The 15117-nt window shown below is 63.1% G+C and carries 11 protein-coding genes; 6 read left to right on the top strand and 5 right to left on the bottom strand.

What is annotated here, in order from left to right:
• Nucleotides 1-112: 112 nt before the first annotated feature.
• Complete coding sequence (locus tag ACDK93_RS01920; protein WP_458070904.1) at nt 113-1828, top strand: sulfatase-like hydrolase/transferase; 1716 nt, start codon at nt 113-115, stop codon at nt 1826-1828.
• Between the two features lie 60 nt (nt 1829-1888).
• Here the strand turns inward: ACDK93_RS01920 and ACDK93_RS01925 are convergent, their stop codons facing one another.
• Nucleotides 1889-2215, bottom strand: a complete 327-nt coding sequence (locus ACDK93_RS01925) for a hypothetical protein (protein ID WP_458070905.1) — start codon at nt 2213-2215, stop codon at nt 1889-1891.
• 40 nt (nt 2216-2255) lie between these two features.
• On the bottom strand, nt 2256-2576 hold the full coding sequence (locus tag ACDK93_RS01930) for a hypothetical protein (RefSeq protein ID WP_458070906.1): 321 nt from the start codon (nt 2574-2576) through the stop codon (nt 2256-2258).
• 435 nt (nt 2577-3011) lie between these two features.
• Here ACDK93_RS01930 and ACDK93_RS01935 point away from each other — a divergent pair, with 435 nt between their 5' ends.
• The 3 genes from ACDK93_RS01935 (at nt 3012) to ACDK93_RS01945 (ending at nt 8085) form a co-directional block, all read left to right on the top strand.
• Nucleotides 3012-4076 carry a glycerophosphodiester phosphodiesterase gene (locus tag ACDK93_RS01935; RefSeq protein WP_458070907.1) on the top strand — a complete coding sequence of 355 codons (1065 nt, stop codon included), beginning with the start codon at nt 3012-3014 and terminating at the stop codon, nt 4074-4076.
• Between the two features lie 100 nt (nt 4077-4176).
• Nucleotides 4177-5532 (top strand): alkaline phosphatase family protein, encoded by a 1356-nt coding sequence (locus ACDK93_RS01940; RefSeq protein WP_458070908.1) that lies wholly within the window; start codon nt 4177-4179, stop codon nt 5530-5532.
• A 258-nt stretch (nt 5533-5790) separates the two neighbouring features.
• Entirely contained in the window at nt 5791-8085 is a 2295-nt protein-coding gene (locus ACDK93_RS01945) for a TonB-dependent receptor (protein ID WP_458070909.1), read from the top strand.
• 116 nt (nt 8086-8201) lie between these two features.
• Here ACDK93_RS01945 and ACDK93_RS01950 read toward each other — a convergent pair whose 3' ends face one another.
• The 3 genes from ACDK93_RS01950 to ACDK93_RS01960 all read right to left on the bottom strand — a co-directional run bounded on the left by ACDK93_RS01950 (nt 8202) and on the right by ACDK93_RS01960 (nt 11965).
• On the bottom strand, nt 8202-9092 hold the full coding sequence (locus ACDK93_RS01950; protein WP_458070910.1) for a bestrophin family protein: 891 nt from the start codon (nt 9090-9092) through the stop codon (nt 8202-8204).
• Complete coding sequence (locus ACDK93_RS01955) at nt 9089-9733, bottom strand: carbonic anhydrase (RefSeq protein ID WP_458072319.1); 645 nt, start codon at nt 9731-9733, stop codon at nt 9089-9091. Before ACDK93_RS01955 ends, ACDK93_RS01950 begins: the two co-directional genes overlap by 4 nt.
• A 225-nt stretch (nt 9734-9958) precedes the next feature.
• Entirely contained in the window at nt 9959-11965 is a 2007-nt protein-coding gene (locus tag ACDK93_RS01960; protein WP_458070911.1) for an alkaline phosphatase family protein, read from the bottom strand.
• Between the two features lie 219 nt (nt 11966-12184).
• Between ACDK93_RS01960 and ACDK93_RS01965 the strand changes: the two genes are divergently transcribed.
• Nucleotides 12185-13450, top strand: coding sequence for a sterol desaturase family protein (locus tag ACDK93_RS01965; RefSeq protein WP_458070912.1), 1266 nt, complete (start codon nt 12185-12187; stop codon nt 13448-13450).
• Between the two features lie 86 nt (nt 13451-13536).
• Nucleotides 13537-15045: an amino acid permease gene (locus ACDK93_RS01970; RefSeq protein WP_458070913.1), complete on the top strand. Its 1509-nt coding sequence runs from the start codon at nt 13537-13539 to the stop codon at nt 15043-15045.
• Nucleotides 15046-15117: the final 72 nt, after the last annotated feature.

Consider the following 15117-nt stretch of genomic DNA (forward strand, 5'->3'; position numbering starts at 1 on the left):
AACGGCTCAGCCCAACGCCAGTGGAACGGCGGTGACCGGCAAGCTTCCGCCGCCTTCACAAATCCGTAAGATGGCGCCGCGGTGACAATCGGGTCCCGGGGATTTTCCAGCCATGCGACGACTGTCGTTACGTTTCACCCGGGCCGGCTTGGTGTCGCTCGCGGCGGTGCTGTTGTTCGCCGTCTGCATCTTTGCCACCGCCATGCAGGAGCCGAAGGCACTGCAGCAGTGCTTCATCGTTACGCTGATGGTGTGCACCTTTGGTGCGCTGCTGTTCGCGTTCGCGCGCTTCGCTACCGCCCTGGTGGTGTGCAGCGCGCTGTTCGCCGCGATCAAGTTTCTGGCGGTGCTGAAAATCAAGTACCTCGAAGAATCGCTGATGCCGTCGGACTTCATCTATTACGCCGGCACCAGCCTGCTCGACACGCTGAGGCATTACCCGCATCTGTACCTTCTCAGTATTGGTATCTGTGTGGTGGTGCCGCCGCTGCTTTGGCTGGTGTGGCGCTGGGACTGGCGGCTGTTCGTCGGTCGCCGGTCGCTCGCCAGACTCGGCCTGCGTACGGGCGGCATGGGGGTCTGCGTGCTGGCCTTTCTGGTCTGCATGCTGCCGGGCGGGCCGTTTGCCCAGGTGCACAACCGCGGCGTGTGGGAAAAATTATCCGACGACGCGCAGCTGACCAATTTTTTCATCAACTTCGACGACGCGCGTGTGCATCTGCCGGCGATGTCGAGCGATGCGCTGGCCGAACAGCAGTGGGGATCGACCGCGCAGGGCGAGCCTGGCAGCGCGCATCCGCCGTACCCCGACATCGTGCAGGTGCTGGAGGAAAGCACCTTCGATCCCTCGATCTTTACCGCCTGTGGCGCACCGGAATGTCGTCTGTCGATGTTCCAGAGCGATGCGCGCACGCGCGGCACCGGCGTGCTGCGCACGCATACCTTTGGCGGCGGCACCTGGGTTAGCGAGTTCGCCACGCTGACCGGCATGCCGCAGGATATTTTCGGCCCCGGCGGCATGTACGCGCCCTACGTGCTGGCCCCGCATGTGCGCGATGCGCTGGCCATGCAGCTGCGCCGGCTGGGGTATCTCACCATCGCGATCTATCCGACCGAAGGCAGTTTCATCAACGGCCGCAACGCCTACCGTTCGTATGGTTTCGATCACCTGTACGACGTCAACGAGCTGAAGCTGGACGAGTGGGAGGAGACCGACAAGCAGATGTTCGACGCGGCCAAGCGCGTCTACGATCAGGTGAAGAAGCCGGGCCAGCCGGTTTTCATCATGATCCTCACCATCAACCAGCATGGTCCGCATGACGATCTGGCGCTGGCGCAGCTGCCGCCGCCGTTCAACCGAGGCCTGCTGACCGGACTGTCGCCGGCGGCGACGATCAACTTCAGCGCGTATCTGTCGCGCCTGCACGATTCCGACGTGGCCATGCGCGGCCTCGAGCACGACTTTCTGGACCGCCCGCAGCCGACCCTGCTGGTGCACTTCGGCGATCACCAGCCGTCGTTCGAAGGCATGATCCGCCCGATGGCGCGCACGCTGCCGCCGGCGCTGCGGCCGTACCGGGACTTTCTGACCTATTACATACTGAAGACCAATTACGCCGGCGATGCCTTGCCGAGTTATCCGATGATGGATATCGCGTTTTTGCCGAGCATGGTGCTGCAGGCCGCCGGCTTGCCGAAAGATCCGTACTTTTCCGCGCTGCACGAGCTGCGCACGCGCTGCAACGGGTTATACGACGACTGCAGGATACCGGGGCTGATCGACTCGTATCACGCCTGGACGTTTGGACGGCTGCACGTCTATCAGTAATGTCTCACAGCAATCATGGCGAGTCGCGCCAACCCGCGCTGCCACAGGCTTCGCTTGCCGCTAGCCTGCCAGCGATTCCGCCATCTCCTGGTCTTCAAACCACACCACCGTGCCCGAACGGCGCAGCTGGTAGGGCAGGGCATTGCCGCGCAGTTCGATATATCGCACGGCCTTCGCGGCGATGGACAGGCTTTCCTGGCCAACGGAGTCCTCCCGCGGCCTCTGCGTGTCAAAGACCCTGCGGCCGTCGGCTTCGCAAAACTGCATTGCGTAGAGCTCGATTTCCGAGCGCGCGGCGTGGTCGGCGATATCCAGCGCGAGCGAGTGCAGCGTCATGTGGTCACCGATCGCGTTGTCGGTCTTGGCGTCATCGTGGCGGTTTGGCATGGCGTTCTTCCGGAAAAATCGAGTCAGTATGTGCCGGACTTCACCTTGGATTATCGCAAAACCGGGTGATTTCGGTGCTGCAACGCCCAATCCCTGCCGATGCCGTCAAAGTCGGTTGGGTAAAAGTGCGAAAGAAATTACGATTCAGGTTTACTCCCAATGCAGCCAGTTCGGCAATATCTTTATGCAGCGATCCCCATGGTTCCATGCCGAACGATTGCACGATACGCCCCCGGATTCCCTCCCAATGCACGTTTGCTGCCGTCATGACGGCGCGACCTTGGCGGGTCAACGCCACCGATTTGGTGCGGCTTTCGCCCGCCCAGCCGCGTTTGACCGTGATCCAGCCCGCGTCGGCCATCGGTGCATCGTGTCATGGAGCGAGGTGCGTTCCATGAACAGCGACGCGGCAAGCAGCAGAGAGTATGGGTAGCTGGGCGCAGCTGAAGCCGGCACCGGCCCGTGCCGCACCGTAAGCCGGCTGACCGACCGCGATGCCCTGAGCACGGAGAAGCAGGCGCAGGGCATCGCCGCCACCGACAGACCATTCAACCAAACCGGTTATTTACATCTCGGCAGCGAGGCAAGCGCACCGGGCATGTTTTTGCCGCGGTGTGCCGATGAGCAGGGCATCATTTACGACCAGCCAGCCATGGTTGGACGCGCAAGCCGTCAACAAACCTCCATAAACGCCTGCCAGGCTAGGCGGCATTGTCGAATGCACGGCGACGGTTATCGGAGTAGCGCCATGAGTCGCTTATGCTTGACCGCTCTTGCCCTCGCCGGGATGTTGTCCATGCCTGTTTCCGTGAGCGCCGCTGAAACGCCCATCGCGGCCAGGGTGCTGGTCATCGGCCATCGCGGCGCCAGCGCGCTGCGGCCCGAGCACACGCTGGCGTCATACGGCAAGGCGATTGCCGACGGTGCGGATTTCGTCGAGCCCGATCTGGTGATGACCAGGGACGGCGTGCCGGTGGCGCGGCATGAAAATGAGATTGGCGGCACTACCGACGTCGCATCGCACCCCGAATTCGCTGCGCGAAAAACCACCAAACGCGTCGACGGCGAGGATGTCACCGGCTGGTTCACCGAAGATTTCGCCCTGGCCGAGTTGAAAACGTTGCGCGCACGCGAGCGCCTGCCGGAGCTGCGCAGTACCAAATATGACGGTGAATTCCAGATTCCCACGCTGGACGAAATCATCGATTTTGTCGCGGCCGAGTCGGCGGTGGTGGGTCATCCGGTCGGCATCATCCCCGAGATCAAGCATGGCACTTATTTCCAGGAGCTCGGCCTGCCGATGGAAGACAAGGTGCTGGCAATACTTGCCGCGCATACGTATACGCAAACGGCGCCGGTGGAAATCCAGTCCTTCGAAATCGCCAACCTGCGCTACCTGCGCGGCAAGCTCGGCGGCAAGGGCGCGCACAATAGCCGCCCGAACATCCGCTTGCTGCAGCTGCTGAGCGATGCCAATGAGCAAACGTACGACGAGGTGGTTGCAGGCGGCAAGCTGACCTTTGCGGACATGATGAAGCCGGCCGGCTTGCGCGCTATCGCCACCTACGCCGATGCGATCGGCCCGAACATCCGTTCGATCATTCCGTTGGCTACCGACGGCACGCTGGGCCGACCCACCGCGCTGGTGCACGACGCTCATGCGGCCGGGCTGGAGCTGCATCCGTATACGTTCCGTCCGGAGAACTTTTTCCAGGCAAAGAATTTCTGGCAGGGCAGCGATCCGAAAATCTTCAACGCCAGCGGCTCGATCGCAGAGATCCGCGCCTATCTGGATGCGGGCATCGATGCGTTTTTCACCGACGATCCGGCGCTCGGACGCCAGGCTCTGGATGGTCGTTGAGCCGTCCATGCGCAACGCCTAAACGAAGGCTGGGTGTCACAAGAATGCATTAGTCGCAGGCCAGCATGTGCAGCCTCTTTGTCATCTTGCGAATCGTCCCATGCGCTTTCTGCTGTCTTCCCTGTTCCTTGGCGCCCTCTCGCTTGCGGCGATCGAGCCCTCCGTCGCGCAGTCGGGCGCATCCCAACCGGTGCTGCTGATTTCGATCGACGGCCTGCGTCCGGCCGACGTGCTGGACGCGCAAAAGCGCGGCCTGCACCTTCCGAACCTGCAGGCCTTTCTGAAAAAGGGCAGCTACGCCCACGACGTGCGCGGCGTGCTGCCGACGCTGACCTATCCCAGCCACACCACGCTGATCACCGGCGTGTCGCCCTACGTCCACGGCATCGGCAGCAACCTCACCTTCGATCCCACCAATCAGAACCAGCAGGGCTGGGACTGGTACGCCGCCGACATCCGCGTGCCAACCCTTTGGGACGCCGCGCACGCCGCCGGCCTGAGCACGGCCAACGTGCACTGGCCGGTCAGTGTCGGCGCGAACGTCGACTGGAATCTGCCGCAGATCTGGCGCACAGGCATGCCCGATGACCGCAAGCTGGTCGCCGCGCTGTCCACGCCTGGCCTGCTTCCCTCGCTGGAAAAAGATCTCGGCCCTTACGCCGACGGCATCGACGAAAGTCTGGCCGGCGATCAGAACCGGACCAGGTTTGCGATACACCTGCTGGAAACGCGCAAGCCGCAATTCATGACCGCCTACGTCACTGCGCTGGATACCGAGCAGCACGCCACCGGCCCGGATACGCCAGCCTCGCGCAAGACGCTCGAAGGTATCGACGTGCTCATCGGCGATCTGGTTGCCGCCGCGCAGCGCGTGCATCCGGACGGCGCGATTGCCATCGTCTCCGACCACGGGTTTGCGCCGGTGAAGCAGGACATCAACTTCTATGCGCCCTTCATCAAGGCCGGACTGGTCACGATCAAGGACGGCAAGATCACCGACTGGCAGGCTGCGGTGTGGAATGACGGCGGCAGCGCGGCGATCGTGCTGAAAGACCCCAACAATGCCGAGGTGAAAGCCAGGGTCGCCGCGCTCTTGAAGCAGTTGCGGGATGATCCGCAGTACCACATCGATCGCGTGCTTGATCACGACCAGCTGGTGGCGCAGGGCGGCACCGACAAGGCCAGCTGGTTCGTGACGATGAAGGTCGGCTACGAATTGGGCATTACGCCGGATGCGCCGCTGCCTGCATCGCCGCATTTTCTGGGCATGCACGGTTACGATCCGGCAGATCCCGAAATGCGCTCCACCTTTCTCATCGAAGGCCCGGGTATTGCGGCCGGCAAGAATCTCGGTTCGATCGACATGCGCGATATCGCGCCGACACTGGCACACCTGATGGGCGCCAGTTTGCCGACGGCGCAGGGACATGCGCTGCCTGTAGCGGCGGTTAAGTAAGCGAACGAAGCCCGCGCGCGTGTTCTTTTGCTCGCGCGAGGGGCCGGCGGCTCGGCGCTGCGCCATGCATGTTTGCTCGATATGGTCGGGCTTTCAAATCGTGTGACGGCGGCATAAATCTGCAATGTCGGTGTAAAGCCGCCTACACACGCCGCCCGCAAGCTTGTGCGCACTGGCCGCTAGGGACGGCCGATCTTTTTCCTTCACCACCAACTATCTCGTGATCGCTCCTCTGCGGGCGCCGCGGAAAGGATATGTATGTCTACTCGCACGTTAATCGTCCGTCGCACCGGTCTCGCCGTGGCGCTGCTCGTTGGTTTATACGGCCCGTCGGCGATGGCCGCCGGCGCCGATGACGTACCCGCGGCAGCGGCAGCGCCCGATGCCACCAAAACCAAGACGCTGGATTCGGTGTCGGTGATCGGCCAGGGCGAAACCCGCCAGGTGCAACGCATCACGCCGACCGACCTGAAGATTCTGCCGCCGGGCACCAGCCCCTTGAAAGTGCTGGCGAGCAAACCGGGCGTGCATTTCGAATCGGCCGATCCGTTCGGCAATTACGAATGGTCCACGCGCATCAGCCTGCGCGGCTTCAACCAGAACCGCCTCGGCTTCACGCTGGACGGCATCCCGCTGGGCGACATGAGCTACGGCAACCAGAACGGCCTGCACATCAGCCGCGCGCTGATCGCCGAAAACCTCGGTGGTGCGGAGCTTGCCGAAGGCATCGGCTCGCTGGGTACGGCATCGACCAGCGATCTGGGCGGCACGATCCAGTTCTATTCCTCCGATCCTACGCCCGAACCGGGCATCACCGTGGAGCAGGGCTTCGGCAGCGACAGCGCCCACCGCACGTATGCGCGTCTGGATACCGGCGATCACAACGGTTTTGCGATGTATCTGTCCGGCGCCTACAGCGATATCGACAAATGGAAGGGTGACGGCGCGCAGGAGCAGAAGCAGTTCAACGGCAAGGCGGTCTACAACTGGGGTGACAACCAGGTCGGCGCGCTGGTCACCACCTCCAGCCGCGACGAGACGGATTATCAGGATCTCTCGCTTTCGCTGGAAAGGCGTCTGGGATGGAACTGGGACAACTACGCGCCGGACTGGCAGCGCGCGGTGAATGCGGCCAAGGGCATCTACACCGGTGGCGTGACCACTGTCGACGATGCCTATTACGACGCGCGCGGCCTGCGTGACGACACCGTCGCGAGCGTTTTCGGCAACTTTGCCGTGGCCGACGGCGTCAATCTGAAAGCCACCACGTACTATCACAACGATCGCGGCCAGGGTCACTGGTTCACGCCGTACCAGGCGTCGTATCCGGGCACGCCGCAGGAAACGCCAATCTCGATCCGCACTACCGAATACGGAATCGATCGCGCCGGCGTCACCGCCGCACTGACCTGGGATATCGGCATCAACCATATCGAAGGCGGCTTCTGGTACGAAGACAGCAATCTCAACGTGTCGCGCAACTACTACTACATTACCGGCCCGGTCGACGACACCTACTTCCTCAACGATCCGAACCTGCGCCTGTTCAAGCAGCATTTCGAGACCACCACCCGACAGTTCTATGTCCAGGACAGCATCAAGCTGCTCGACGATGCGCTGGCGATCGACTTCGGTTTCAAATCTCCCGATACCACGCTCAAGGGTGTGGCGGAGCCGGGCACCGTGACATATGGCACCACCGGCAGCTATGCCAATGGCGAGCTCACCGCCAAGAAAACCTTCTTGCCACAGATCGGTGCCAGCTATCAGCTTGGCGGCGGCAACGAATTGTTCGGCTCGTATGCCAAGAACATCGCCGCCTTCCAGGGCGGCATCACCGGTCCGCTGGCCACGACCCAGGTCGCCTACGACCTGTTCGGCAAGACGCTGAAGCCCGAGCAGTCGCGCACGGTGGAAGGTGGCTTCCGTCATTCGGACGATTTCTATCAGGCGTCGCTGGCGCTCTACGATGTCAAGTTCGACAACCGTCTGGTGGCTATCTCGAAATGCGCCGGCATTGTCGGTTGCCCCGCGGCGTACGCCAACGTGGGTTCGGTCAGCAGCCGTGGCGCCGAGCTCGCCATCAATTTCAAGCTTGATCCCGAGCTGCACTGGAGCAACTCGCTGTCGTACAACCGCTCGCGTTACGAAGACAACTACTACGACGGCACCGTGCTGGTGGAGAGCAAGGGCAAGACGGTCGTCGACAGCCCGAAGCAGCTGTTCTTCTCCGAACTGGCATGGACACCGGGCCCGTGGGACCTGCGCCTGTCGGCCAACTACACCGGCAAGCGCTATTACACCTATACCAACGACGCCTCGGTACCGTCGTTCTGGCTGATGAACGCGGAAGCCGCCTACGACTTCGGCAAGCTCGGCAGCGTGGTGCAGGATCTCAAGCTCGCCCTCAACGTCACCAACCTGCTGGACAAGCGCTACTTCGCCACCATCGGCTCCAACGGCTTTGTGGATAGCGATCCCAACGGCACTTTCCAGACCCTGCTGCCGGGCGCACCACGTGCGACCATGCTCACCGCCACCGTGAGGTTCTGATCGCACATGTCCGCGTAGAGCAAAACCGGCCTGGTGAAATCCGGGCCGGTTCTTTCTTGGATAAAGCTTCTGCAACAGCGAATAATCGCTGCGACATTCTTGCGAAAGTCAGCCTTTTACCAGAGCACGCCGTTTTCAACGTCTACCGGTTTCAACTGATGCGCTTCGTCCAGGCCATCGCGAAGGACGATTTCGATCGATCGCGTCAGGCTGGTCATTGGTACGTCGTTTTCGGTATTGGCGAACGGCGCCTGCATGTCGTTGCCGATCTGCAGCAGGGCAAGAAAAAGGAAGCCGGCGACGGTGGAGCCGAGCGGAGTGTAGATGCCGAGCGAGCCGACCAGACCCAGTGGCAGCAGCAGGCAGAAACCGTGGGTGAACACGACGGGGTAGGTCGCGTACTGTCTCGGGAATGGCGTGTTGTTGATCCGCTCCATGCCGCCCTGGGCGTTGGAGAAATCGCTCAGCGTGCGGGCAAGCGTCGCGAGCTTCATGCTGTCCAGGTCTGACATTTCGCCGATGATCTGCGCGCTGCGATCGAGTATGGCGTTAGGCACGTTGGTGACCGCGCGCAGCTGCTCCAGTTCATCGGCCGGAAGGCGCTGCTGCAGCTCGCCCCACGGCGATTGCCGGCGCAGATGCAGGCGAAGCGCGTGCACGTAGGCGATGTGGCGCCGTACGAGGTCGGCGCGAACAGTGCTGCTGCCCGACGGCAGCAGCATCTTCAGTTCGCGGGCGAAGGTGCGCGAGGCGTTGACCATCGCGCCCCACAAGGTGCGCGCTTCCCACCAGCGCGCGTACGCCGTGGTGTTGCGAAAAGCCAGAAACACGGCAATCGCCGAGCCGATCAACGACAGCGGCAGCGCCGGCACGTCGAACTTGTAGGGCGTGGCGAGATAGCCAGCGGTCACCGCCACATCCCAGAAAAACAGCAGCGCCAGTGGACGTCCCACGTAATGCAGGACCTGCAGAACCTGTCGGGGGCGGACGCGACCGGGAACGATCATCGGTGGTCGCGTTGCTCGATTCGCGCCGTGGCTTCCGCCAGCGACTGAAACTGCCCTTCCGCCTCATCGAATATGCGCACCTGGCCATGCTCGATATCGTAGACCCAGCCCTGCAGCTCGAGCCGGCCATCGGCGATGCCGGCCGCGACCGAGGGATGCGTTCGCAGGTGCGTCAATTGCAGCTTGATATTCTCTTCCACCAGCGCCTGTACCGTGTCGGCAGGCTCCAGCTGGCGCGTGAAAACCACGCTGCGCGCCGCCTCAGCGTTGCGCAGCCACGCTTCGACCGTGGGCATGTTGAGTGACGCCGTGCCGTTGCACAGGCCCTTCATGGCGCCGCAGTCGGTATGCCCGCAGACCACGATCAGCTTCACGCCGAGCGCGAGCACCGCATACTCGACGACGGCAGAAACACCGCCGAGCATTTCGCCATAGCCCGGCACGATATTGCCGATGTTGCGGCAGACGAAGAGTTCGCCCGGCTGCGTCTGGGTGATCATCTCGGGAACGACGCGTGAATCGGCGCAGGTGATGAATAGCGTGTGCGGCGCCTGGCCCCTGGCCAGACTGCTGAACAGCGCTTCGTTTTCGGGAAACACGTGGTGGCTGAATTCATCCACGCCACGCAGCAGGCTCGACAGGCCCGCGTTCGGCTGCTCTTTTTCGGTTTCACTCATGGCCATGGGCTCTCGCTGAGGTGGAATGCACGTTTCTTCATCCGTTCCATCGCAAGGCCTCGGCTATGCGATGGAACGGTGCCGGCGCGTTGCAAGCGGACGCCAGGGTGGCCGCCGCATCAAACACGCTCCGGTGGGAACACTGGGTGGACGATCGAAAAGATCGCGCAGCACCCCGCCAATAATACGTCAATGCCGCTCGGGGCTGGCCTGATCGAAATATGTCCAGGTCTTGCCGTCCATCTGCAGCTGCTTCATCTGCAGCACGAAATCGAACTGGCTGGCGGGCAGCGGCGAGCCGTCGACGCGCTGCATCGTCAGGCCAGTCGCCGGCTCTGCCGGCCGCAGGGACGTCGGTATCACCTTGTAGGCCCCGACAGGCTGGGCGAGCGTGCCGGTAAGCGACTCGTGCATCACGCGACCCTGCGCTGTGGGAAGTTTCAGCTGCATCAGCGCCGCGATGGTCGGGGCGAGATCGACGTTGCCGCTCGGCAGCGTGTCCTGAAAGCCCTGGCGAAAGTCCGGGCCGGCCGCGAGCAAGGTGTTGTGGACGTCTATACGGCTGAAGCTGCCGTGCTCCCCGCGCTCGTTCGACTGGCTGGCGTATTCGGTACCGGGAAAGCCCTGGATTTTTGCGTTCGCGTCCCAGGCGTAGCTGATGATGATGTCCGGCCCGCGCGCGGCGTTTTCCAGATGCACGTTCTCGGCCGGCAGCGTGCCGGGGATGTTGCCGTAGCGCTTGGCCACAAACACCGCGGCCACGTATTCACGCGACTGAAGAAAACGCACCGCGCGCGTGACCAGGGCCACGTTGTGCTCGGGCTGGTAGAGGTACTCGGTGCCGCCGTTCGATGCGATCACGAGGGCATCTTTGGGCAGCTCGTCCGGCAGCTTGTAGCTCGGCGTGGTATAGGGGCCGGGTTTGCCGCAGAGGCGGCCGTCGTCGTCGAAGCGGGTCGGGTGCAGCTGTAAGCCGTCTGCTTTCAGGCCGCTCATCACGGGTGCGTACACGCAGCCGCTGCCGTCGAAGGCGGTGAAGCCGCCCTTGGTCAGCTCGTCGGCCAGACGCACGCCGCCGGATACGGAGTAGCCCCAGTCGTTGTCAATGGTGGTGACGCGGCCATCGTTGATCTGGCGCAGCGGAAACAGGTCGCGCGGCCCGGCGATATTGCTGTGTGCGTGGTCGGATACCACGACGATGTCGGTGGTCTGATCCATGCCCAGCGCCTTGAGCTTCTCCTCGAGCTGGCCGAGCAGGGCATCCTGCGCTTTCAGCGCCAGATGAAACTCCGGCGAACCCACGCCGTACTGGTGTTCGGTGGTATCCGGGTTGCGCAGCCACACGATGCTGAGATCCGGGCGGTGCTGCGCCAGCACCTGCTCGAGGTACACCTTCATCATCCAGGCGTTGGCCGCGGCCGGCGTGGTGTCGGCGCCGGCGGTGGCATCGGAGCTGGCGCCGTCCTTCAGGGTCAGCATCTTGCCCTGCTCGGTCGGCGAGTCGTTTTCCTCGCTGAGGTTCAGCTGGTTTGCCGGGTAGGTGTTGGCCGTATTTTTCGGCAGCGCGACGCCGGCCTTTTGCAGCTCTTTGGCGAAGGCCAGCGGCAGCGCAGTGTTTTCGTCAAGCAGCAGGCCGCTGTTCGAGGCGTCGCCGTTGGCGAGTTTGTAGTCCTGCAGAAACGCCGGGCCGGACTTGCCGATCAGCGCGGTTTTCAGGCCCGCCTTGCGGGCCGTGGCGAACAGCGTGGGCAGTTCCAGCAGGGCGTGGCCATCATGCGCGTCGAGGTCGCGCAGGATGGCGTAGTCCTCGGTGAAGATCGGCGACTGGAAATCCACCGCCTGTCCTTTTGCATCCGAGCCCCTGGCACCCGGCGCCCAGAAGTGGTTGCCGTAGAAGCCGATCGGGCCGGGAAAGGCGCCGGTGGCGAAGCTCGACGCGTTGGCCATGGTAAAGGTGGGGTAAGTCGAGTGGTTGTCCTCGAACACGCTGCCGCGCGCGCCCAGCGCCAGCAGATTCGGTGTGTCCTCGGCGCTGATCGCATCCGGACGCATGCCGTCCCAGACGAACACGATGACGCGGTGTGGTGGCATCGCGCCATGAGCGGGCGGAGCAGCTAGGGCCGGTGCCAACGGTATGGCGGCGAACAACAGGCAGCCGGCCAGCAGGCGCAGCGGACGCAGGGTGGAACGGAACATGAAGGACCTCGTGGATTCGGCAAGACAACCAGACATGCTGCGCAATACCTATTGCAGTTTGGTGGCAACGGGAGCGCGGGGAGACCTGTGGCGCTGCAACACGTACGGCGGCACGCACGGGACTATCATTATCACCGATGATCGATAGCGGACGGATTGCCGCCCGCGTCGCCATCGCGTGCTGGATTTTTCCCGACAGAAGAGGCGGAACACAACCCAATGACGCCCGAACGCATCATGGCCTGGGCCATTCCGGCCTTCTTTGTACTGATCGCGATCGAATGTATCGTGGCGCGCCTTCGCGGGCACCGGGCGTATCGCAGCAACGATGCCATCAACAGTCTCGGCCTTGGGGTGATTTCGCAGATCATTGGCGTATTCACCAAGCTGCTGAGCGTGGGCATGTACGCATGGTGTGCGCAGCATCTGGCGCTGTTGCGTCTGCCGGCTAACAGCCTCGCCGTTTGGCTCAGCGCGCTGCTCATCTACGACTTTCTGTATTACTGGCTGCACCGCATGGGGCACGAGGTCAACGTGCTGTGGGCGGCGCACGTGGTGCACCACCAGAGTGAGGATTACAACCTCACCACCGCGTTGCGCCAGACCGGCAGCGGCGTGCTGCTAGGCTGGCTGTTCTACCTGCCGATGGCGCTGCTGGGTTATCCGGTGGAAGTGTTCGTGATCGTGGCGCTGATCGACCTGCTGTACCAGTTCTGGGTGCATACCGGGGAGATCGGCAAGCTCGGCTGGTTCGATCGGGTGTTTTGCTCGCCGTCGAATCATCGAGCGCATCACGCGGTCAACGATCGCTACCTCGACAAGAATTACGGCGGCATTTTGATTCTTTGGGACCGGCTGTTCGGTACGTTTACTGAAGAGGACGACCGCGAGCCGACGGTGTTCGGCACGCGTTCGCCCCTGCAGAGCTGGAACCCGCTGTGGGCCAATGCCGAGGTCTATTGGGCGATGGCGCAGGACGCGTGGCACGCCGAGCGCTGGCGCGACAAGCTTCAGTTGTGGTTTCGTCCGCCAGGCTGGCGACCGGCCGACGTGGCGGCGCGCTTTCCCAAGCCGCCCTTCGATATCGATCACCCGCGCTATGACCCGCCGATGTCGCGCGGCCTTACCGCGTATCTGATCGTGCAGTTTGCCTTGCTGCTGGGCATGTCGATGCATTTTCTCGCGCTGGTGCCCACCGGCTCGCTGCCGCTTCTCCTGGGTTATGCGGCTTATCTGGTCGCCAGCCTGTGCGTGCTGGGCATGCTGATGGAAGGTCGGATTTCAGGGCTTTGGCTCGAAGGTGCGCGGGTCGCGGCAACGGCGCTGGTGCCGGCGCTGAGCGGAAGATGGTTCGGTATCGTCCATTTGGACGGCTATATGGTTGCGGCGATCGCCTCCATATTCGGGCTCAGCGGACTCGTCTTGCCATGGCTACGCGGTAGCCATCTGGTCCCATCGGTTCACCCTGGCGCCACAGCGGTCTGATCGGCACGTTGACGCGCGTGTCGGAAGCCATGCGGCAACGGCGGCGCGATTCGCTATGATCGCCGTTCGTTTCCGGGGACTACCACATGCGTTTTCTTAGCAGACTGCTGCGCCACAAGTCGGTAGAACAGTTGCAGGCTGAAGTCGGCCAGCGCGGCGATTTCCGCCGTGTATTGGGGCTGTGGCAGCTCACCGCGATCGGTATCGGCGGCATTATCGGCGTCGGCATCTTCGTGCTGGCCGGCCAGCAGGCGGCGGTCAACGCCGGCCCGGCCGTGGCGCTGAGCTTCATCATCGCGGGTCTGGGCAGTGCGTGCGCGGCGCTGTGCTATGCCGAATTCGCCGGGCTGATTCCCGTGACCGGCAGCGCTTACACCTACGGTTATGCGGTGCTGGGCGAGTTCGTCGCCTGGATCATCGGCTGGGATCTGCTGCTGGAATATGCGCTGGTGGTGGCGGTGGTGGCAATCGGCTGGTCCGGCTATGTGCAGGTGCTGCTGGCCTCGGCCGGCGTGCATCTGCCCGAATGGGCGCAGCAGAGCATGAGCGCGCAGACGATGCAGTTCTATCTCCAGCAGATGTTCGGCACGCACGGCGCGCAGGCGATTGCCGCACCGAGCGACGGACACCGCTTCAACGTGATTGCCGCTGCCGTATCGATCGGCGTGGCGATTTTGCTGACACTGCGCACCGAGTGGGGCGCGCGCTTCAACACTTTTGTGGTGGCGATCAAGGTGATCGGCGTGCTGCTGGTGGTGGGCGTGGGCGTGTTCTATATCCACACCGCGAACTGGCATCCGTTCATTCCGGCTCGGGTCATGGACGCCACAACGGGGCTCGGCCACTTCGGCTGGCAGGGCGTGCTGACCGGGGCCAGCGTGGTGTTCTTCGCCGTGTTCGGTTACGACACGCTGACCACCGCCGCGGAAGAAGCAAAAAATCCGCAGCGCGACCTGCCGCGCGCGGTGCTGCTGTCGCTGGCCATAGCCATGGTGCTGTATATCGCCGTGTCGCTGGTGCTTACCGGCATCGTGCCGTACAGCCATCTCGGCGGCGATGCGTCGGTGTCCGACGCGTTCGAGTCGATCGGTCTGCACTGGCTCAGCATTATCATTGCCATTGCCGCCGTCATCGGCGTGACCAGCGTGCTGTTCGCTTTCATGTTGGGCGCGGCGCGCATCTGGTTTGCGCTGGCGCGCGATGGCCTGCTGCCGGCCTGGTTCGCCAAGATCAGCCCGCGCTTCGGCACGCCGGCGCGGCCGACCATCATCCTCGGCCTGTTTACCGCCATCGTCGCCGGGCTGCTGCCGATCGGTGAAGTGGCCGAACTGGTGAACATCGGCACGCTCAGCGCGTTCATCATCATCTGCGCCTCGATCATGGTGCTGCGCGTGCGCCGGCCCGAGCTAAAGCGCAACTTCCGCACCCCGGCGGTCTGGTTCACCGCGCCGCTGGGCATCGTGTTTTCCGCGGTGCTGATCTACGGCCTGCCTTGGATCACCTACGAGCGCTTCGTGATCTGGATGGCGATCGGCTGCGTAATTTATTTCGCTTATGGCATGCGCCACAGCAAGCTGGAGCAGGTCGGCATCTGACCGACGTTCGTGGGGCGAGAACCTGCCTTCATTCGTGACCTTCGGCATGGGTGAAGCGCCGCGGCCGGGCGC

The organism is Rhodanobacter sp. BL-MT-08 (assembly GCF_054161255.1).

Coding starts and splice junctions, on each gene's coding strand:
- ACDK93_RS01920 (WP_458070904.1), top strand. CDS start 113: ATGCGACGACTGTCGTTACGTTTCACCCGGGCCGGCTTGGTGTCGCTC.
- ACDK93_RS01925 (WP_458070905.1), bottom strand. CDS start 2,215: ATGCCAAACCGCCACGATGACGCCAAGACCGACAACGCGATCGGTGAC.
- ACDK93_RS01930 (WP_458070906.1), bottom strand. CDS start 2,576: ATGGCCGACGCGGGCTGGATCACGGTCAAACGCGGCTGGGCGGGCGAA.
- ACDK93_RS01935 (WP_458070907.1), top strand. CDS start 3,012: ATGCCTGTTTCCGTGAGCGCCGCTGAAACGCCCATCGCGGCCAGGGTG.
- ACDK93_RS01940 (WP_458070908.1), top strand. CDS start 4,177: ATGCGCTTTCTGCTGTCTTCCCTGTTCCTTGGCGCCCTCTCGCTTGCG.
- ACDK93_RS01945 (WP_458070909.1), top strand. CDS start 5,791: ATGTCTACTCGCACGTTAATCGTCCGTCGCACCGGTCTCGCCGTGGCG.
- ACDK93_RS01950 (WP_458070910.1), bottom strand. CDS start 9,092: ATGATCGTTCCCGGTCGCGTCCGCCCCCGACAGGTTCTGCAGGTCCTG.
- ACDK93_RS01960 (WP_458070911.1), bottom strand. CDS start 11,965: ATGTTCCGTTCCACCCTGCGTCCGCTGCGCCTGCTGGCCGGCTGCCTG.
- ACDK93_RS01965 (WP_458070912.1), top strand. CDS start 12,185: ATGACGCCCGAACGCATCATGGCCTGGGCCATTCCGGCCTTCTTTGTA.
- ACDK93_RS01970 (WP_458070913.1), top strand. CDS start 13,537: ATGCGTTTTCTTAGCAGACTGCTGCGCCACAAGTCGGTAGAACAGTTG.